Source organism: Candidatus Pantoea symbiotica (genome assembly GCF_056491525.1).
Map to the genome: position 1 here is coordinate 322,700 of NZ_JBSZHR010000003.1, position 20,293 is coordinate 342,992.

The window sequence follows — 20,293 nt, forward strand, 5'->3', positions numbered from 1 at the left end:
GATGAAAAAAACATTGAGCACTGTTGCCGCGCTTGCGCTGGCACTCTCGGCCCCGAGCATGGCGGCTGAGAAATTCACCTTTATGACCAACTGGTATGCGCAGGCCGAACACGGCGGCTTTTATCAGGCGCAGGCGCAGAATCTCTATCGTGATGCTGGCCTCGACGTCACAATCAAGATGGGCGGTCCGCAGGTGCATACCATGCAGCTGATGGCGGCCGGCCAAGCCGACTGCATCATCAGCGATAACATGCAGGCGCTGGAAATCTGGCAGCAAGGTGTTGAAGCAATGCCGGTTGCCACCACCTTCCAGCACTCGGCGATTGCCTTTCTCACTCATCCTGATGTGAAAAATCAGGCCGATTTGCAGGGCAAAACCTTCCTGCTGGCAGCGGAAGCCTACACCTCATATTGGCCGTGGGCGCAGAGCGCGCTAAACCTTAAAAACGCGCGCGTGCGGCCTTACACCTTCAGCATTCAGCCGTTCCTCGCCGATAAAAATCTGGTGCAGCAAGGCTATATCACCTCCGAACCTTTTGCGGTGCAGAAAGCCAATGCGCAGGCCAATGTCTATCCGATCAGCGATTGGGGCTATCCGCCGTACGGCAACAGCATCGTTTGCATGAAATCGACCATTGAGAAACGTCCGGCAGCGGTGGCGGCGTTTGTGAAGGCATCGATGCAAGGCTGGAAAAACTATCTGCAGGATCCGAGCGCAGGCAACGTGCTGATCAAGAAAGAGAACCCGCAGATGAGCGATGAACAGATTGCTTTCGGCATCGCGCAGATGAAGAAATACCAAATGCTGACCGGCGGCGATGCGCAAACCGGCGGCATCGGCATCATGACCGAAGCGCGCCTCAAGCAAACCTGGCAGCTGCTGGTCGATACCAAGCTGATCGATCCCACGAAAGTGCCGTTTGAAGGCAGCTACACGCTTAAATTCATTCAAGACGTCAAGGTTCTGCCATGAATACAGCTAGCCATCTGACGCTGCTGCATCCTGATGCGCAAGCGGTGCCGCGTTCTGCCGCGCCACCGGCGATTGAGGTGCTGTCAGCGGAGAAAATCTATCCCAACGGCACGCGCGCGCTGCTGCCAGTCGATCTCACCATTCGTCAGGGCGAATTTGTCTCGCTGCTCGGCCCGTCCGGCTGCGGCAAAAGCACCTTGCTGAAAATGATCGCCGGGCTGATTGAGCCCACCGATGGCAAGTTAATGCTGTTTCGCCGCGATCGGCGGGAAAATCAACGCGATCTGCCGCTATCGTTTGTATTTCAGGAAGCGACGTTAATGCCGTGGAGCAACGTGCACAAAAACGTGCGTCTGCCGCTCGATTTGGCCGGCGTGCCGCGTGCCGAAGCGGACACTCGCGTGCGTGAGATCCTCGAACTGGTCGGTCTCGGCCAGTTTGGTCACGTGCTGCCGCGCGAGCTTTCTGGCGGCATGCAGATGCGTGTGTCGATCGCGCGCGGCCTGGTGACGCGCCCGAAAGTGCTGCTGATGGATGAGCCGTTTGGCGCGCTGGATGAAATCACCCGCAACAAGCTGGACAGCGATCTGCTGGATTTGTGGCAGGAGCAGAAGCTGACGGTGGTGTTTGTTACCCACTCGATTCAGGAAGCGGTATTTCTGTCGCAGCGCGTGATCATGATGGCGGCGCGTCCCGGCCGCGTGGTGGATGACATTCGCATTGAAACCACCTTGCCGCGCGACGATGAGTTTCGCGTCAGCCAAAACTTCACCCATTATGCGCAACAGCTGCAACGCGGCCTGCTGGCGGCGAGCAAGGAGAGTCAATGATGAAACCGTTAGCGAGCCATCGGCAATTTCAGCAGTGGCTATTCCCCGCCATCGTCGCGGTCGCCATGCTGCTGTTGTGGCAGTTTCTGGTCACCACCTTCAAGGTGCCGGTGTTTCTGGTGCCCTCGCCGTTAGTGGTGGCGCAAAGTCTGGTGCAGAACTTCCCAACGCTGTTTATGTCGTTGCTCTACACCCTGAAAATCACCGTGATTTCCTTCGCGATGGCGATTGTCATTGGCTCGATTGTGGCGTTTCTGCTGGTGCAAAATCGCTTTATTGAAACCGCCCTTTTTCCCTACATCGTGTTCCTGCAGGTGACGCCGATTGTCGCCATCGCGCCACTAATCATTATCTGGGTAAAAGACACCACGCTGTCGCTGGTGGTATGTGCCACCTTGATGGCGGTGTTTCCAATAATTTCCAATACCACACAAGGACTGCGCAGCGTGTCGCCGGGATTGCTGAGTTATTTCCGCCTCAATCACGCCTCGCGCATGCAGATTCTGTTGCGCCTGCGTATTCCTTCGGCGCTGCCGTACTTCTTTGGCGCGCTGCGCATCTCCAGCGGCTTGTCGCTGATTGGCGCGGTGGTGGCCGAGTTTGTCGCCGGCACCGGCGGCACCGATACCGGATTGGCGTACCAGATTTTGCAGGCCGGTTATCAGCTCAATATCCCGCTGATGTTCGCCGCGCTGCTGCTGATTTCACTGGCGGGCTTCCTGCTGTTCGCGCTGATGTCGTGGCTGACGCGCCGCGTGCTGGCGGCGTGGCATGAGAGTGAATTAAGCCCCAACTAACATCGTAGGGTCGCCATTCATGGCGACATGGTGAGAAGGTCGCCATGAATGGCGACCCTACGGAACCCTCTTTTACCACAGGAAATAAACATGTCTGATTCCGATCGCCAGTCTGCACTGGCGGCGCTGGTCGCGGCGTTGCCTGAACTTGACTGGATTAAAGAAGCGCCGAAGGTCAAACGTCTGTCGCGCGATTTCCATTGGTTCAGCCCGGTGCTGAAACCGCAGCTGGAAGAGAAGTTTGCTGAACTGGCGGTGCGTCCGCGTGATGAGCAGGAGCTGGCGCTGATCGTCGCGGCCTGCACTAAACAGCGCGTGCCGCTCAACCTGCGCGGCGGCGGAACTGGCAATTACGGTCAGCTGATTCCGCTGCACGGTGGCGTGATGGTCGATATGACGCGCCTCAACGCGGTGACCGCCGTCGGCCACGGCACGGTGCGCGCGCAGGCGGGCATTCGGCTCGGCGATCTGGAAGCGCATACGCGTCCACTCGGCTGGGAGCTGCGCTGCATGCCCTCCACCTGGAAACTGGCGACGCTTGGCGGCCTGTTTGGCGGCGGATTTGGCGGCGTGGGTTCCATCAATTACGGTCCGCTGGCCGCGCCGGGTAACGTGTTGTCGGTGCGGCTGATGACCATGGAAGAGACGCCGCGCATTATCACGTTGCAGGCGCCAGATGCGCTGTTACTGCATCACGCGTACGGCAGCAACGGCATTGTGCTGGAGATCGAACTGGCGCTGGCACCGCGTCACGACTGGATCGAACGCCTGGATATGTTCAACGATTTCGCGGCAGCGATGGCCTTTGCCGATGCGCTGGCGCGTTCGCCGGGCATGGTGAAACGCCAAATCGCGGTCTTCGCTGCGCCAGTGCTCGACTACTTCAGCGATCTGGCCGATGCCGATGTGGCCGGCAAACATGGCGTAATTTCAGTGGTTGGTAGCGAAAGCGATGGATTGTTACCTGCACTTCTCGCCCAACATGCGGGCCGCAACGCGCTGCATTTTGCCGAAGGGGAAAACAGCGGCCATTCGCTGATCGAATATTGCTGGAACCACACCACGCTGCAGGCGCTGAAAATCGACAAGACGCTGACATACCTGCAAACCGCCTATGCGGCGGATAACTATCAGCAGCAAGCGTTAGCGCTGGAAGCGCAATTGTCCGATGAAGTGATGTCGCACATTGAATTCTTGCGCGATATGAATGGCTCTATTACTTGTAGCGGTTTGCCGCTGATACGTTATCACGACGAAGAGCGCCTTAACGCGATTATGGATATTTACCGCGCGAACGGCGTGAAAATAAATAACCCGCATGTAATTCATATTGAAGACGGCAAACAAGGCATGGTGCGCACCGATGTGGTGTCGATGAAACGCGCCTGCGATCCGCATAATTTATTAAATCCTGGAAAATTACGCGGCTGGGAAATACGGGAGACATTGCCGGAGGTGCATATTGCGGGTGTGAATTGATCGTTAATAAAGCCAGCAACCGCAGTTGCTGGCTATTATTTAGATATAAGGTTCTGTGGCTGAATTCAATGGAATACTCCACTCTTCGCCATTTACGCGTACTTTTAAATAACGGCGTGTGCGCCACTTACCAGGCTCATACTCTTCTGGTTGGCCTAAAACTAACGTTCCCTGCAGTAACAACTCTTTATTGTTGTTATAGCCAAAGCCCACATCTTTATTGCCAATCCAATGTTGTTCAAACGCCACGGTCGGTGCCGCATCGAGCGTTGCACTCTCCTCAGCGCTGCAAGCGGTAAAGCTTTTGCGGAAGATAAAACATAATCCTGCTTGATAGCGATCTTTACCGTTGGTGGTGACCAATGCGGTGGAGAATCCAGTATAGGCAGCGATTTTTACATAGAGTTTGGTTCTCGCTCCATTGCCGGAAATATGAACTTTCACTACCGGACTGGAACCTTCGCCGTACCAACTGCCAATGGTGTTAGCACCATCACGCGCTTGCAAATAGATATTAGTTGCGCCTTCTGGCGTGCGATTGCTATGGGTTTTTTGCGTTTCGCTTTGGGAGTTATATTGCGCACTGCCCACCACACGGACGTGAATCTGCGAGGTCGCATCGGAGAAGTTAAATTCGCCAACATAAAACCATTTATTATTTTCGGTACGATTATCCATGTGGTGTTGCGAGGAAATATAATCGTAACTCAATGAGCCCTGCGCAATGATCCCCCAATCGGAAAATTCCAGCACGCCACGATCGCCCTCGCCAATTAGCGTCCAGGGTTCAATGCCTGCGGTGCTGTAATCAAAACCTGCACTTTGGTTATGAATACTTTTTTGAATAATGGTGGCGCGGCAATAGCCTAATTTCAGCGGATTGTCGGTGGATTCAATCGCCAGTCCTTCAATCACCCATTGGCCGTTGGTGAGATCGCCAGCGAACTCCGCATGTTCAATCCAGCCGTTGCGTATAAAGGATTGGGTACAGCGTGGTAAATCGAGGACCGGCTTCTTCGTATTGCCTTGTAGGTTGAAATTCGATAACTCAATTGCCGTGGAGTGATCCCATGCGCCTTGCTCACGATCGGACCAGCGCGCGTAGACAATGCTGTCCTGACAGCCACGGGAATAAAACTGGTCGATTTTACAATCCAGCGTATCGATGAGATCCAACGCCCTGCCGCCGAGATAACGGAACTCCATACTGCTCACACGCAAGAACTGACCACCGATAATGGTGTTGGCGTAAAAGCCGACGGTGTTAAATGCGGTACCACCATCACCACCGCTATCAGAACTCATCCCTTTAACAACAATCCCTGAGATTTCCGCATAGCGCGCCTGCACTTTAAAGAAGAGCTGACCACGCGGTTTAGTTTCCCAATTGAAAACCAATGTTGTGGTTGGAAAATAGCCGAAGTTGACCGCCGCGCCTGCGACTTTAAAGCGGTTGATCTCTTTGTCTGATATGTCGAACGTCGACATGCTAAAAACACCCGCCGTAAAGCGAATCCCGGCCGATGGCAGTACGCGCTGTGACCAGGTATACATGCGTTTCACCGCTTCTATGCAGTCAGTCTTGCCATCTGGCACTGCGCCAAAATCCAAAACAGTCACTGAGTTGTAATCTAACACCACGCGCTTCCAGCGCTTTTTCCCCGCAGTTACAAAAATCAGCCCGCCATCATCCACAGATGTCGTATCAGTGGCATCGTAAACAAAAACACCTCCGCCACTTTTTGTGCCACGAGTGTACTCAAGCACAGTGCCGATCGTGCCTCCGACGGTGGGTTCTGTTGCTTTTAATTCTGCAACATCCCGAAATTGATAAACGGTAGCCGCCGCTGCTACTGCATTTTGTGGATTGGTATTACTGGACGCATTCGCCATGGTGTACCCCTTAATTATTAAGAGAAAGTAACTGCACCATCGAGTATAAGTAATTGAAAATTAATGTGTTGATGCGTGCCAGTCATACTGGTGGTATTTAATTATGCGTTTTTGGAAATACCAGGCAACATGATGATTAATGAAAAAAAGCGTAACGGGAAGGAAATGATTTACAGATTAATCGCAGACAGTTTATTGATATAGCCGGTACGAAAAGCGCGGAATATGTCTTAAACACGACTTAATAAATGATGCAGATGTCATTATAAATTAACTGGCCAGTAACGATGGGTTACTGGCCTTAATACTTAGAAAGTGGCGTTCACACCGACATTCCACGTCACCTGATGGTAATCGCTATTACCGCCAACCGTTGAAACACCGGCAAAAGCATTCACCGTTTCAGCCAGCGGTACGTTGGCACCTACCGACAGATCGAGCCAGTTCTTATCACGCGCCTCAATGCTGCGTTCGAACGACGTTCGGGTCGATTTTAGCCCGGCGCGCACCGTGGAATCGGTATCGCCAAACTGATGGTTGTAACTCACCTGCGCCCACGGATTCACCACCCACTGTTTGCTGTCGATACGCCAGCCGACTGAGCCAATCTGTGAATGGGTAGTTTGATCGGAGTAGCGCATCGCGGTGCTGCTGTCGCTGTTCTCGCTATAGCCGCCGACGCGTCCATAATCCAGCGCGTAACTGGCTACCGGTCCGGTGCTGAGATTTTCGGTCAGCGGCAGCGTCCAGCCGGTTTGCACGCGCATACCGAGCAGTTTACCGCTGGTGCTGCCCTGCTCGGTTCGTTTGGCTGGGCCGATGTGGATATCACGCTCAATGCTGTCGAAATCCAGGTCGGCATAGTGCAGATCGGCGTTGATCCAGCCCTGATCAAGCACCGTCAGCTGGCTATACAGCGCCACCAGATTGCCGCGCAGTTTGTAATCGTAGTTGGAAGAAGGCTCCTGGCGCTGATTGGTGTTGGAGAACAGCACACCGGTTTGCCAGTTGTCGGTGAGCTGATAGCCGATACCGAGCGTTAAGTTGGCCGTGTTGGCACTGCCGTTGCTCCAGCTGTCGCCTTGATAATCGACGTGTTGCCCAGCGTAACCGCCAAACACCGTGAACTGTCCGGCGCTGGCAGGCTGCTGACGCTGTTGCTGCAAATGCCCATCCAACGTGTTTTGTGTATCGCGCGCCATCATCAGTGGCGATTGAGACAGCGCCGCCACTTGCGCTGGCGCATCCAGAATCGACTGAATGTAATCGGCGATCATCGCGTGCACCGCTGGGCTTGGATGAAGACGATCGGCGAACAGATAATCCTGCGCGCTGGAGAAGCCTGGCGTGCTGGATTTACATTCATCCGCTGACGTCCCAATCGGACACGCGATGCCGATGGTGTTGGTTAAGCCATATTGCGTAGGATTGGCGATCACTTCATCAAACAGCCCAGCGATATCAACGCGCACGATATTGCCATTCAATGTCGCCAGCCCCGCTTCTTCCTGCTGGTTATAGCCGTCGGAGAGCGCAGTAACCTGCTCGCTGAGTTCCTGCCATGCGGTGTAAAGCTGCTGCGCCAGCGCGTCACGCACCGCCGGAACAGAAGAGACTTCGCCTGCCGCCTGAGTAAACGCATCCTGCACCGCCTGTTGCCGCGCGGCTTTATCTGGCGTGGTGACGCTATCCAGCGACTGAAACGCCGCCACCATCGCTGGCGTGGCTGCGGTGCCCAACACGCGCAATACCGTTTGGATCATGTAAGGCGTTGAACCGAGTTGCGGAACCGTTGGCACAATCACCGCTCCCGCACCGGCATCCAGCAAAGTTTTGATCTGTGCGACCGATTGATTGGCGCTGTTGCTGATGGTTTCACTGGCGGTTAAGGGATTGGTGACGGCTGCAGCGATATCGTTGGCGCCGACCCAGTGAATATACAAACCGTTGCTGTCAGCATGACCGCCGGTTGAGGCGAGATAACCCGCCAGTTGATCCTGAGTGTTTAAATCTGGGTCAAGCTTCGGCACCGACACCGCGCCACCCTGCGCATAATTGCTGCCGCCCAACGTAGAACGCTGCAAATCCTCGCCTAAATGCGCGGCAAGAATCTCGTCATATAAAGGATGTTGTGCACCGTCGAAGGTAAAGCGGCCCACGTTGCCGCTATCACTCAGGCTATCGCCAAACACGGTCAGGCTATCCCATGCCAGCGCGGGAGCAGGCGTCAACAACGCGCTAAGTGTGGCGATGGCGACAGCGGAAAGCGCAGATTTGTGGTTGTTCATCATCAACTCCGTGATGGGCCAGAGTTACGTCGTCTGACCGGCAAAAGGTTAGGTCCGCGCATCAAGCGAACCCGCAACATCGCATCAGGAATGCGTAAGGAAAATATCAAGGACGTTTAACTGTTTAGTCAGGAAGGAGGCGTTATGCCAGTTTGCAGCGGCAAATTAACCAAAGTTTATGAACAGCTCTTTTACATGCATTTAAATTAAACCTTTAAATAAGGCCGCCGATAACTAACGATGCAGAGTTCGACTACGCTCTGATCGGTACTTTTGAAAACATCAGGTCGGTTAATTAAATACCCCCATGCGGCGCTGCGGCGCACAGAGACACTTTGAAGTGTACGGCGAAGGGGATCTGCGGGCAGCCTAAGCGACACGTCCTGAACGTGAGCAGATTGGTGCTGCACGCCTTACGTTCAACAGCACAATAATCGCCTGAGGCTTCCCATGTTTGGTGTGAAAAAGTCGAGTCTTACCTTGCCGTTTTATAAAAGTGGCGATGTGGTTAAAGATATCAATGCGATCAAACAGCATGTGGCATGGATTGAATTTACGCCCAACGGCGAGATTCTCACTGCCAATCACCTCTTCCTTGCCACCACCGGCTACCAGCTAAATGAAATTCAGGGGAAACATCACCGCATCTTCTGCAGCCCGCAACACAGCCAATCTTCCAACTACCTCGCCTTCTGGCAAACGCTGGCGTCCGGTGAATCGGTAACTGGCATTTTTGAGCGCTTCAATAAGCAAGGCCAGCGCTTCTATCTCAGCGCCACCTATTTCCCGGTGAGCGATGACAAAGGCCATGTTTACAAAGTGATCAAGGTGGCTTCGGATATTACAGAACGTCATCAGGAGCTGGAGCACAAAGAAGCGGTGATCACCGCACTGGACCTTTCCATGGCGGTAATCGAATTTACGCCGGATGGTCAAATCCTCACGGCCAACAATAACTTCCTCAAGCACATGGGATATGAGTTGGATTCGGTTGTTGGGCAACATCATCGTATTTTCTGCTTCGATAACTTCTACCGCGAAAATCCGGACTTCTGGCGCAAGATGGCCAAAGGTGAACACTTTGTTGGCCGCTTCGAACGCAAAACTGCCAGCGGCGAACGCATCTGGCTTGAAGCCAGCTATAACCCGGTTTATGACGCGGATGGCAAGGTCTATAAGGTGATTAAAATCGCCTCGGATATCACCGCGCGCGTGGAAGCGGCTAAGCGCGTAGCCGACATCGCACTGACGACCTCTGAAGAGACCTCACAAATCACCGACAACGCCAATGAGGTGCTGGATGAAACCATCCGCAACTCTGGATTGGTGGCGGTGCAGGTGAATGCGGCGACGGCGATTGGTGCGGAGCTCAACGCCTCGGCGAAGAGCATTAGCGAGGTGGTCGAGACCATCAACCTGATTGCCTCACAAACCAATATTCTGGCGCTGAATGCGGCGATTGAGTCGGCACGCGCCGGTGAAGCGGGACGCGGATTCAGCGTGGTGGCAGGCGAAGTGAGACGTTTGGCGGCATCCACCTCCAGCGCCACCAAACAGATCACGCAGGTGGTGGAACACAACGCCAGTTTGATTGCGCAGATGGAGCAGCAGCTCAATGAGGTGAAGCAGTTTGTGGTGACCGAGCAGGATAAAATCAGCGTGCTGTCACGCAGCCTGCGGGAAATTAACAGCGGCGTGCATGAGTTTGTGAACGTGATTCATCGGTTAGATGTGTGATTTGTAGGGTCGCCATTTATGGCGACCTGGAAAAAGTATCGTGCGGTCAGCGGAAAGGTCGTCATAAATGACGACCCTACGGTCGCGGGGTTGTGATTACATCATCTGCGGTTCACGGATCGCCTGACCTTTGGCGAAACGCGCCAGACTGTACGGCTTCATATCGGTGAATAACGGTTTGTTATTCACCATCTGCGCGCACAGCAAGCCTGCGCCCGGCCCGATACCAAAACCGTGACCGCTAAAGCCGGAGGCGATAAACAAGCCCGGCATGCTGGTCATCTCATCAATCACCGGCACCAAATCCGGCGTGGTATCAATCCAGCCGCCCCAAGCGTGATCCACTTTAATGCCGTTCAACTCCGGATAAAGCTGCACCAGCGCCTGCATCGCTTCCTGCACAATGCCGTTGTCCGGTGCCGGATCGAGGGTGCGGATCTTCTCAAACGGCGACACACCTTGATTAGACCACGAACCAGCGGCTTCCGGGCCATTGAAGAACGAGCCATTAATGCGCATCTTCAGCTTCTTAGCGATCTTGCTGCGATACATCGGATAGAACTTGGTGGCATAACGGATGTTTTGCGGTGCGAGGTCAATCTGCCCGCGCCCGGAGAGCGCCACGGTATAGCTGCCATCCTGACGACGACGAATACACAACCCGCCGGTGCTGAGACAACCTTTGATCACTTCAGGTGCCGCCGTGGTTTTGAACGCGGTACCCAGGATATTGGCGCTCGGCAGTTCGATGCCGTACTGCTTGCAGAAGCGCGAACTCCACGCGCCGCCGCAGCAGATCACGCGATTGGCTTTCACCAGGCCGCGCTCGGTCCAGACACCGGTCACGCGTCCGCCGGAAACATCGAGGCCGCGTACCGCGCAGTTTTGCTGGATCGATGCGCCGAGGTTTTTCGCGCCGGTCGCAATTGCCGGTGCCGCCAGTGACGGCTCCGCGCGACCATCGCTGGGCGACCACACGCCGCCAATCCACGGCGAATTGTTGCCGATGCGTTCGCGCGTCTCTTGCGCGGTCATCAGATGGCTGACGAAGCCAATTTGCTGCGCCTGTTTGCCCCACGCTTCCCAGCGCGCCAAGTCGCTTTCGCTCTGCGTGCCGTAAGTAATGCCCTGACGCGAGAAGCCGAGATCGAGGCCGATTTCGCTGCTCAGCTCGTCCCAGCGCTGCAAACTGCGCATCGCCATCGGCAGCTCGTACAGGTCGCGGTTCTGCTGGCGCACCCAGCCCCAGTTACGACCGGATTGCTCGCCGCCGATCACGCCCTTTTCAAACAGCGCCACGGAAACGCCCTGTTTTGCCAGTTCGTAACTCACCGACGTGCCAATAATGCCGCCGCCAATGACAATCACATCGACGGATTCGGGAAAGCGTTCACTGTCTGCTACTGCATTGATTTTTATGCGCATCGTCTTAAGTCCTGCACGCCACGTCGGTGACGAAATCACAAATGATGTTCAGAGGGAATGTGCATGATCCACAACACTCTGGCTTCACTCGCGCTATGGTTAAAAATGTTGTGCGGTAAATGGCTCTGGAACTGGAAGCTGTCGCCTGCGGTTAAGATGGCGCTGTCGCCATCGATCTCCAGCGTCAGCTCACCTTCCATCACCAAACCGGCCTTCTCGCCCTTGCCCATCAACATCTCATCGGAACGCACGCCCGGCGGCACATTGATGAACATAAACTGCAAATCGTGATCGCCTGACGGCGACAGCATCTCCTTGGAGATACCGCGCTTGCCGACATTAAAATGCGGCCGCTCAACGGCGCGACGCACATAATGTTCCGCGCCGCGCAGGTTAGTTTGATTCTCTTCCAGGAACGCTGAAAGCGGCACTTTCAACACTAATCTCAGCTGCTCTAACACGCGCACGGTGGGATTAGTCAGGTTGCGCTCGATCTGGCTGATGGCACCAGCAGACACATTCGCCAGCTGCGCCAAATCAGTGATGGTCATATTGCGCGCCTTACGAATCCGTTTCAGGCGCGATCCAATATCCGCGTCCTGCGCATCCGTTGCTTCGTCACTGATACTCACTTTCTTCATCGGTTTTTACCCTTCCAGCGGATAACTTTATCCAATTTCGCACAGCGCAGTCGCCGCGTTTATTTCCCTGATACTGTGTTTATCGCTGAAATTACCGGTGCGAGACAGCAAAATATGCCGCAGCGACGTTATGGCATGCCCCATTTGGTTTTAATGGTTTGCAAAGTGCCGTCTTCTTTCATCGCAGTCAGCGCGCTATTAATCTGCGCCATTAATTGGTCGTTGCCTTTTTTCACGCCAAACGCCATCGGCGAAACATGTTCGGGTTTATAACCGTCGATAACGTGCATGCCTTTCAGGCCGCCGGCTTTTTCCTGCGCTTTCAGGATCGGATAATCATTCATGCCTGCCGCAATACGTCCGAGCGATAAATCGCGCGTCATATCCGCCGGACTGTCATACACCTTCACCTCTTTGGCGATGCCGCTGGCCATCAGGCTTTGCGTGTAATCGGTGCCCGCCATGGTGCCGACGATGTCACCTTTCACATCCTGCCATGAGTTATAGGTCTTTTTGTTGTCGTCACGCACCACCAAACCCGCGCCAAACGCGGTCACCGGCTGAGAAAACGTAATGCGTTTCGCGCGCTCTTCGGTGGGCGTCATACCGGCCACAATCATGTCGATTTTGCCGGCAATCACCGATTGAATCAGCGTGGAGAATGGGATGGCGGTGTAATTAATATCGAGGTGCTGGCGCTTCGCCACTTCGGCTGCCACATCCGGCATAAAGCCTTCAATTTTGCCGCTTTGGGTATCGAGAAACGTAGTTGGCGCACTGGAAGGCGGTGAACCGGCGGTCAGCGCCGCCGCTTGAGCATTGAGGCTAAATGCAGCCGCCAGACACGTGAATAATAACCGGGAACGATTAGCAGACATAACTCACTCCTGAATCAAATGAAAAGGGCGAACGTCATTTTCACTATAATGAAATTAGTCAGGTGTCTGTCAATGTTTTATTTAATCACCCTGCGTTAATTCACAATTCAGGATTAACCCCTTTGATAACAAGCGTTATTTAACCTATAGCCTATTCGTATGACGACAATAAGTAAAAGCTATCTCTGTTCGGCGGGTAAAGATTGACAGTGATTCGCCATCGGGGATATTCATTATAATGAAATTTATCTGCAGGGGATTATCATGGATTGGAGTAGTATTCACGTTTATCTGCCCTTCCTGTTGAAAGGGGCCGAAATGACGATTTACATCACCATTTTGTCCCTGATAATCAGCACGCCATTGGGACTGATTTTAGCTGCGGCGAAGATGTGTCCGTGGAAAATAATTTCCTGGCCGATTGCGACTGTAATTAATATTACGCGCGGCCTGCCGATGATTGTGGTGCTGTTTTATATCTATTTCGTCTTCCCCGATATTGGCATCACGCTTTCGTCATTTCAGGCCAGCGTGATCGGTATCGCTTTCTGCTTTTCGACCTATATCGCTGAGATTTTCCGCGCCGGCATTGAATCGGTGGATCGCGGCCAGCTCGAAGCCGCGCGATCAATGGGCATGAGTTTCGCGAAAGCGATGCGCCGCGTGGTGCTGCCGCAGGCGTTTCATGTCGCCCTGCCGCCTTACAGCAACACGCTGGTGATGATGCTGAAAGATTCCGCGCTGGCCTCCACCATTGCCGTCACCGAGATGACGCGTCAGGGCCAGCTGATTGCCGCGTCCACCTTCGATAACACCACGGTGTATACGCTGGTGGCGCTGCTTTATCTGGTGCTGTGCCTGCCGTTGCTGGCGCTGACTAAGCAGCTGGAAAAACGCCAGATTAAAGGAGCCTGAGATGATTGAGATTCGTGATGTGCACAAAAAATTCGGTCATGTCGAAGTGCTGAAAGGCGTGAGTTTCAACGTCAGCGAAGGCGAAGTGGTGTGTTTGATCGGCCCATCGGGTTCCGGGAAATCGACCATTTTGCGCTGCATCAATGGCCTGGAAACTTATGAAGGCGGCGACATCAACGTGCTGGGCCAGCGCGTCAACAACAAACACAAAAGCATCAACGATCTGCGTCGGCAGATTGGCATGGTGTTCCAGCGCTTCAACCTGTTCCCGCATCGCAGCGTGTTAGAGAACGTGATGGAAGGCCCGATGCACGTCAATGGCGAACCGCGTCATGTGGCGGAGAAGCGCGCTAAAGATCTGCTGGCGATGGTTGGTCTGGCGGAGAAGATCAACGCCTGGCCGACGCAACTTTCCGGCGGTCAACAGCAGCGAGTAGCGATTGCCCGCACGCTGGCGCTGCAACCGAAAGCGATATTGTTTGATGAACCGACATCGGCGCTCGATCCGGAACTGGTGGGCGAAGTGCTGCAGGTGATGCGCAATCTGGCGCGTGAAGGCATGACGATGATTGTGGTGACGCATGAAATGCAGTTCGCACGCGAAGTCGCCGATCGTGTCTGTTTCCTGCACAGCGGACAGATTGTCGAACAAGGCCCCGCCGACCACATTCTGCTTAAACCGCAGGAGCCCCGCACCCAGGATTTTCTGCGCCGCGTGCTGGGCAACGTGGTCTCCACCACCTGCGACTGTTGCCGTAGGGTCGCCATTCATGGCGACCACGGATAAATAACCGCACAACACCTACTTCAGAGGAAAATAATGAAAGTCCAAAAAATCACCCAACCCGCCGCCATTGCATCGATGGAAGATTGGGGCAGCGTAGAAGGTTTGCCTGGCACCGGCAGCATTGGGTTATCCGGCATTCAGAAAGTGATTCCCGGTAAAGAAGATATCGATACGGGAATCTTCGAATGCGGCGTCGGTTCCTATCGCCGCTCGGTGAAACAGGCCGAAATCATGCACTTCCTCAACGGCAACGGCTCTTTCACGCCGGATGGCGAAGAGACGCTGCACTTCAAACCCGGCGATTCGTTGTTCTTTGAAGCTAATACCGAAGGCACCTGGTTAATTGAAAACACCATGCGCAAGTTGTATGTGATTTTTGACGCCAGCTGATTGATGCGCTGCCTATCTAAAAGTGAATTGCTGCCAGGTGCGCATGAATGCGCACCCTACAAAATCCTGCCTTTATTTACCGTTCCCCTTTCGTAAATTTTCGTCTAGATACTGGCGTTGTGAACAAAAATGACTCATATAGATAGCATCAGCTATATATTATAGCACTGGCTATATTCCTCTGGAGATGATGATGTTCACTCAACGCTTTTTGCCTGCGATCGCCATCCTGCTAACACTCAGCGCGTTTACCGCGTCAGCGGCTGAAAAACTCAAAGTGGTGACCACTTTTACGGTGATCGCTGATATGGCGAAAAACGTCGCGGGTGATGCGGCGGACGTGACGTCGATTACCAAAACCGGCGCAGAAATCCACGAATACCAACCCACGCCAGGCGATATTCGTCGCGCGCAGGGTGCCAATCTGATTTTGGTAAATGGCTTTAACCTGGAATTGTGGTTCAGCCGTTTTTATCAGCGTCTCAAGGATGTGCCGCAAGTCACCGTGACGCAAGGCATTGAACCGATGGGCATTACTGAAGGCCCGTACAACGGCAAACCGAATCCGCATGCGTGGATGTCACCGGATAACGCGCTGATCTACGTCGATAACATTCGTAACGCGTTGCAGAAATACGATCCCGCCAATGCCGCCATTTATCAGGCCAACGCCGAGCGTTACAAAGCGCAGATTCAGCAGACCATCGCGCCGATGCGTGCCGCTATCGACAAGCTGCCCGCCGATAAACGCTGGTTGGTGACCAGTGAAGGTGCGTTCTCTTATCTGGCGCGCGATTTCGGTTTGAAAGAGCTCTATTTATGGCCGATAAACGCCGATCAGCAAGGCACGCCGCAGCAGGTGCGTAAAGTGATCGATGCGGTGCGCGATCATCAAATTCCTGCCATCTTTAGTGAAAGCACCATCTCTGCCAAACCCGCGCAGCAAGTGGCGCGTGAAGCCGGCATTCATTACGGCGGCGTGTTGTACGTCGATTCGCTGAGCAACAGCGATGGCCCGGTGCCGACCTATCTGGATCTCTTGCGCGTCACCACTGAAACCGTGGTGAAAGGCATCACAGAAGGAAGCCAGAAATGAACCCAGCCGCAGGTTTACTCGTCGAGAATGTCGGTGTCACCTATCGCAACGGCCACACGGCGCTGCGCAAAGCCTCTTTTAGCGTGCCCGCAGGCAGCATTACCGCGCTGATTGGTGTTAACGGCTCTGGCAAATCCACGCTTTTCAAAGCGATCATGGGATTTGTGCCGCTCTCCTCAGGCGCGGTAACGCTGGCGGGTTTGCCGGCCAATAAGGCGCTGAAACACAACATCGTTTCCTATGTTCCACAAGCGGAGGAAGTGGACTGGAGCTTCCCGGTGTTGGTGGAAGATGTGGTGATGATGGGCCGCTACGGCTATATGGGCATGCTGCGTATTCCGCGTGCCGCCGATAAACTGAGCGTTGATCAGGCGCTGGAACGCGTGGGAATGAGCGCCTATCGCCATCGTCAGATTGGCGAATTGTCAGGCGGGCAGAAGAAACGCGTGTTTCTGGCACGCGCGCTGGCGCAAAGTGGGCAAATTATCCTGCTGGACGAGCCGTTTACCGGCGTTGACGTCAAAACCGAAGCCGCGATTATCGCCCTGCTGAAAGAGTTGCGCGACGAAGGCCGCACCATGCTGGTTTCTACTCACGATCTCAACGCCATCCCCGATTTCTGCGATCGCTGCGTGCTGGTGAAAAACACCGTGCTGGCGAGCGGCCTGCTGCATGACACTTTCACCGCCGATAATCTGGCGCAGACTTTTGATGGCGCGCTGCATGAGCGTAACGCGGTGCTGATGCAGCTGATGAAAGACAAAAATCCGGACCGGGGAGCGAACCATGTCGTGGATTATTGAGCCGTTTGGCTATCAATACATGCTGAATGCGATGTGGATCGCGGCGCTGGTCGGCGCGATTTGCGCCTTTCTCTCCTGCTTTCTGATGCTGAAAGGCTGGTCACTGATTGGCGATGCGCTGTCGCACTCGATTGTGCCCGGCGTGGCGGGCGCGTATATGCTCGGACTGCCCTTTTCGCTCGGCGCGTTTCTTTCCGGCGGGCTGGCGGCGGGCAGCATGCTGTTCCTCAATCAGCGCACGCGCTTAAAAGAAGATGCCATCATCGGCCTGATCTTCTCGTCGTTTTTCGGCATCGGCCTGTTTCTGGTGTCGCTCAATCCCACGTCTGTGAATATTCAAACCATCGTGCTGGGCAATATTTTGTCGGTTGCGCCCGCCGATATCTGGCAGCTCGGCGCGATTGGCTTTATCACCCTGACCATTTTGCTATTGAAGTGGAAAGATTTGATGGTGACCTTCTTCGACGAGAGCCACGCACGTTCCCTCGGTTTGAATACGCTGCGGCTGAAGATCCTGTTCTTTACCCTTCTCTCTGCGTCCACCGTCGCCGCGCTGCAAACCGTCGGCGCGTTTATGGTGATTTGTCTGGTGGTGACGCCCGGCGCGACCGCCTATCTGCTAACCGACCGTTTCCCGCGTCTGTTAATGATCGCCGTCGCCATTGGCAGCATCACCAGCTTCCTCGGTGCCTGGAGCAGCTACTTCCTTGATGGCGCGACCGGCGGCGTGATTGTGGTGGCACAAACGCTGGTATTTTTAGTGGCCTTTGTCTTCGCACCAAAACATGGCGTGCTGGCGGCGCGCCGCCGTGCGCGTCAGACTCTGGAGGACGGCGTAAATGGCTGAATTATTGTTGAGTCCTTTCCAGTTCGAATTCATGAACATGGCGCTGATCACCACTTTGGTGCTGTCGCTGCCGTGCGCGATGCTGTCGGCGTTTCTGGTGCTTAAAGGTTGGTCATTGCTCGGTGATGCGATGAGCCACGCGGTGTTTCCTGGCGTGGTCATCGCCTGGCTAATTGGCTTGCCGTACGCCATCGGCGCGTTTGTCGCCGGGATGCTGTGTGCCGTCGCGACTGGCTACATTAGCGAAAACAGCCGCATCAAACCCGACACGGTGATGGGCATCGTCTTCTCCGGTATGTTTGGCGCCGGTTTGGTGCTGTATTTGAAACTGCAGCCTGAAGTACATCTCGACCACATTTTGTTCGGCGATATGTTGGGCATCAGCCTGGCGGATATCATCCAGACCGCGGCCATCGCGGTGATTGTCAGCCTGCTGATTGGCATTAAGTGGCGCGATTTATTGCTGCACGCGTTCGATCCCAATCAGGCACGCGCTTGCGGCATTAACGGTAAATTAATGCATTACGGCTTGCTGTGTTTGATCTCGCTAACCATCGTCGCCGCGCTAAAATCGGTGGGCGTGATTCTTTCGATTTCGATGCTGATCGCGCCCGGCGCTATCGCCTTGCTGCTGGCGCGTCGTTTCGTGCAGGTGATGTTGCTGGCAATTGGCATTGCGATGGTGACAGGTTTCAGCGGCGTATACGCCTCATTCTTCCTCGATAGCGCGCCGGGTCCAACTATTGTAGTGATCTACGCGGCGCTGTTCGTGCTGGCGTTTTTGTATGTCACGGTGAGGGATCGCCGCACGCAGCAAGCGCATGGATGATGAAGTGGTCGCCATGAATTAAGTCACCTCTAACCCCTCATTCTTGAGGGGTTGAAAACAACTTATCTTGACTCACTCTATTTCACATCCTACTGTTATGTTAATGCTAACCCATTAAACATGAGGGGTTGAGATTAACTAATGAAAAGACTCGAGCTGATGAGTAAGCTTGCCGAGATGGACCGTAAAGGTATTTATGTGCTGCCAAAGAAGGATCTCGCGAAGCTCTTCCCACTTGAATCCGACAAATCGATGGAGCAATCGTTAAAGCGGATGGTCGATGATAAGTTGCTGCAGCGAGTCGCGCGTGGCCTGTATGTGAATCCGAACGCTTCATCCAGAAACCGCTGGATGATGGAAGAAATTGCTAAAGCACTTCGTCCGGGAAGCATGTCTTATGTGAGCCTTGAATCTGTGTTATCGGAATATGGGGTAATTTCTCAGATTCCTATTAATCGTATGACATTAATGACAACCGGTGCCAGTGGTTTAATTTATACGCCTTTTGGCACAATTGAATTCACCCATACCAAACGTAACGTTGCGCAAATTGTCAAAAACACCCTGGTCGCTAAAGGCCGGCCTTTACGCATCGCCACCCAAACTGCAGCAATTCGTGATCTGTTACGCGTTGGACGAAACACCAATATGGTGGAAGAAGAAGCAATGCAAGCATACCAGGAAGGGGAAATTGCATGATCATTGATAAAACCGATTTTAATCAACTCGTCGATTTAGCGATGGCTAATGCCTCACTGTCGAAGATGCGCCCGGTCGTTGAAAAGGAATTACTTCATTATGAAATTTTTCAAGCGCTTGATGCTGAAGGGTTGCTAAAAGACATTGTATTTCAGGGAGGAACATCGCTAAGGCTATGTCGAGGATCAGATCGTTTTAGCGAGGACCTCGACTTTGCTGGTGGTAGCGACTTCTCAGCAGATAGCATGCAAAAAATTAAGGCCTGTGTTGAGAGGCGAATCGGCGAGCGATTTGGGCTTAATGTCGTGGTAAACAATAAGCCCGCTAAAGTAGGAGAAGACGGCATAAATCACGTTCGCGTGGAAAAATGGTGGATCTCCATTGAAACCGCCCCAGAAAATCCCGCCATGCCACGCCAGAAAATAAAATTAGAAATCGCCAACATTCCCGCCTACACCCGCGAATTAGTCGCGCTTAGAATCAACTATGATTTTTTAGTCGGAATGCCAGTAGTGCTGGTTAACACCGAAACCCTTGATGAAATTCTGGCAGATAAAGTATTGGCTTTCCCTACTTCACTACTCGATAACCAGGGAAGAGCTGTAGCTGCAGACTCGGTAAAAATTCGTCATCGTGATATTTGGGACCTGGCTTGGTTGATCACACGTGGTGCGAAGCTCGTTCCTGAACTCGTTACAGCAAAAATCAAAGATTATGGTGTGGTGAATTACCCTGGCTTAGTTGAGCATGCGATCAAGCAACTTCCGGATATTCTCAGGAGCCGTGAATTTAACGCGCAAATGAGCCGTTTTATTGACTCCTCCACGCTAGAAAGAACGCTTTCTGTTGAAAGTTATCTCAGTTATCTGGATACATCCGTGCGTGGCTTATTTATGGAAATGAAAGCTGCCCTTTAAGGATAGAGCAGTGGCTGAGCTGGATCTGCTGCTGGAGATTGATGTGGTGATTATGGTGCCGCTGCAAGT

Annotated in this window: 19 protein-coding genes; 14 read left to right on the forward strand and 5 right to left on the reverse strand. The window is 53.7% G+C overall.

Annotated features, from left to right (window positions below; genetic code table 11):
• The first annotated feature begins 1 nt into the window (after position 1).
• The 4 genes from ACXIZX_RS22290 (at position 2) to ACXIZX_RS22305 (ending at position 4,079) form a co-directional block, all read left to right on the forward strand.
• On the forward strand, positions 2-973 hold the full coding sequence (locus tag ACXIZX_RS22290) for an ABC transporter substrate-binding protein (protein ID WP_479405064.1): 972 nt from the start codon (positions 2-4) through the stop codon (positions 971-973).
• Positions 970-1,803 carry an ABC transporter ATP-binding protein gene (locus ACXIZX_RS22295; RefSeq protein ID WP_479405065.1) on the forward strand — a complete coding sequence of 278 codons (834 nt, stop codon included), beginning with the start codon at positions 970-972 and terminating at the stop codon, positions 1,801-1,803. Before ACXIZX_RS22290 ends, ACXIZX_RS22295 begins: the two co-directional genes overlap by 4 nt.
• The gene (locus ACXIZX_RS22300; RefSeq protein WP_479405066.1) at positions 1,800-2,600 is read left to right on the forward strand and encodes an ABC transporter permease; all 801 of its coding nucleotides are present in this window, start codon (positions 1,800-1,802) and stop codon (positions 2,598-2,600) included. The genes ACXIZX_RS22295 and ACXIZX_RS22300 overlap by 4 nt, the downstream gene beginning before the upstream one ends.
• A 90-nt stretch (positions 2,601-2,690) precedes the next feature.
• Positions 2,691-4,079, forward strand: a complete 1,389-nt coding sequence (locus tag ACXIZX_RS22305) for an FAD-binding oxidoreductase (protein ID WP_479405067.1) — start codon at positions 2,691-2,693, stop codon at positions 4,077-4,079.
• Between the two features lie 39 nt (positions 4,080-4,118).
• Here the strand turns inward: ACXIZX_RS22305 and ACXIZX_RS22310 are convergent, their stop codons facing one another.
• Together ACXIZX_RS22310 and ACXIZX_RS22315 are read right to left on the reverse strand one after the other, a co-directional pair.
• Positions 4,119-5,972: a hypothetical protein gene (locus ACXIZX_RS22310; protein WP_479405068.1), complete on the reverse strand. Its 1,854-nt coding sequence runs from the start codon at positions 5,970-5,972 to the stop codon at positions 4,119-4,121.
• A gap of 308 nt (positions 5,973-6,280) precedes the next feature.
• Positions 6,281-8,260 (reverse strand): autotransporter outer membrane beta-barrel domain-containing protein, encoded by a 1,980-nt coding sequence (locus ACXIZX_RS22315; protein ID WP_479405387.1) that lies wholly within the window; start codon positions 8,258-8,260, stop codon positions 6,281-6,283.
• 450 nt (positions 8,261-8,710) lie between these two features.
• On the opposite strand from ACXIZX_RS22315, the gene ACXIZX_RS22320 reads away from it, so the two are divergent.
• Positions 8,711-9,997 carry a methyl-accepting chemotaxis protein gene (locus ACXIZX_RS22320; protein ID WP_061719508.1) on the forward strand — a complete coding sequence of 429 codons (1,287 nt, stop codon included), beginning with the start codon at positions 8,711-8,713 and terminating at the stop codon, positions 9,995-9,997.
• A 96-nt stretch (positions 9,998-10,093) separates the two neighbouring features.
• Here the strand turns inward: ACXIZX_RS22320 and ACXIZX_RS22325 are convergent, their stop codons facing one another.
• From ACXIZX_RS22325 to ACXIZX_RS22335, 3 genes are all read right to left on the reverse strand, one after another.
• On the reverse strand, positions 10,094-11,422 hold the full coding sequence (locus ACXIZX_RS22325) for an NAD(P)/FAD-dependent oxidoreductase (protein ID WP_179452664.1): 1,329 nt from the start codon (positions 11,420-11,422) through the stop codon (positions 10,094-10,096).
• 35 nt (positions 11,423-11,457) lie between these two features.
• Positions 11,458-12,063, reverse strand: coding sequence for a cupin domain-containing protein (locus tag ACXIZX_RS22330; RefSeq protein ID WP_061719510.1), 606 nt, complete (start codon positions 12,061-12,063; stop codon positions 11,458-11,460).
• Between the two features lie 128 nt (positions 12,064-12,191).
• On the reverse strand, positions 12,192-12,941 hold the full coding sequence (locus tag ACXIZX_RS22335) for an ABC transporter substrate-binding protein (protein WP_061719511.1): 750 nt from the start codon (positions 12,939-12,941) through the stop codon (positions 12,192-12,194).
• A gap of 264 nt (positions 12,942-13,205) precedes the next feature.
• Here ACXIZX_RS22335 and ACXIZX_RS22340 point away from each other — a divergent pair, with 264 nt between their 5' ends.
• The 9 genes from ACXIZX_RS22340 (at position 13,206) to ACXIZX_RS22380 (ending at position 20,224) form a co-directional block, all read left to right on the forward strand.
• Positions 13,206-13,856 carry an amino acid ABC transporter permease gene (locus tag ACXIZX_RS22340; RefSeq protein ID WP_479405069.1) on the forward strand — a complete coding sequence of 217 codons (651 nt, stop codon included), beginning with the start codon at positions 13,206-13,208 and terminating at the stop codon, positions 13,854-13,856.
• Position 13,857: 1 nt separating this feature from the next.
• Complete coding sequence (locus ACXIZX_RS22345; RefSeq protein WP_479405070.1) at positions 13,858-14,643, forward strand: amino acid ABC transporter ATP-binding protein; 786 nt, start codon at positions 13,858-13,860, stop codon at positions 14,641-14,643.
• A gap of 33 nt (positions 14,644-14,676) precedes the next feature.
• On the forward strand, positions 14,677-15,033 hold the full coding sequence (locus ACXIZX_RS22350) for a cupin domain-containing protein (RefSeq protein WP_479405071.1): 357 nt from the start codon (positions 14,677-14,679) through the stop codon (positions 15,031-15,033).
• A 193-nt stretch (positions 15,034-15,226) separates the two neighbouring features.
• Positions 15,227-16,129 carry a metal ABC transporter substrate-binding protein gene (locus tag ACXIZX_RS22355; protein ID WP_479405072.1) on the forward strand — a complete coding sequence of 301 codons (903 nt, stop codon included), beginning with the start codon at positions 15,227-15,229 and terminating at the stop codon, positions 16,127-16,129.
• The gene (locus tag ACXIZX_RS22360; protein ID WP_179452669.1) at positions 16,126-16,932 is read left to right on the forward strand and encodes a manganese/iron ABC transporter ATP-binding protein; all 807 of its coding nucleotides are present in this window, start codon (positions 16,126-16,128) and stop codon (positions 16,930-16,932) included. Before ACXIZX_RS22355 ends, ACXIZX_RS22360 begins: the two co-directional genes overlap by 4 nt.
• The gene (sitC, locus tag ACXIZX_RS22365) at positions 16,916-17,779 is read left to right on the forward strand and encodes an iron/manganese ABC transporter permease subunit SitC (RefSeq protein ID WP_154157176.1); all 864 of its coding nucleotides are present in this window, start codon (positions 16,916-16,918) and stop codon (positions 17,777-17,779) included. The genes ACXIZX_RS22360 and sitC overlap by 17 nt, the downstream gene beginning before the upstream one ends.
• Positions 17,772-18,608, forward strand: coding sequence for a metal ABC transporter permease (locus ACXIZX_RS22370; protein ID WP_061719518.1), 837 nt, complete (start codon positions 17,772-17,774; stop codon positions 18,606-18,608). Before sitC ends, ACXIZX_RS22370 begins: the two co-directional genes overlap by 8 nt.
• Before the next feature lie 141 nt (positions 18,609-18,749).
• On the forward strand, positions 18,750-19,307 hold the full coding sequence (gene abiEi, locus ACXIZX_RS22375) for a type IV toxin-antitoxin system AbiEi family antitoxin (protein ID WP_479405073.1): 558 nt from the start codon (positions 18,750-18,752) through the stop codon (positions 19,305-19,307).
• Positions 19,304-20,224, forward strand: coding sequence for a nucleotidyl transferase AbiEii/AbiGii toxin family protein (locus ACXIZX_RS22380; protein ID WP_479405074.1), 921 nt, complete (start codon positions 19,304-19,306; stop codon positions 20,222-20,224). The genes abiEi and ACXIZX_RS22380 overlap by 4 nt, the downstream gene beginning before the upstream one ends.
• Positions 20,225-20,293: the final 69 nt, after the last annotated feature.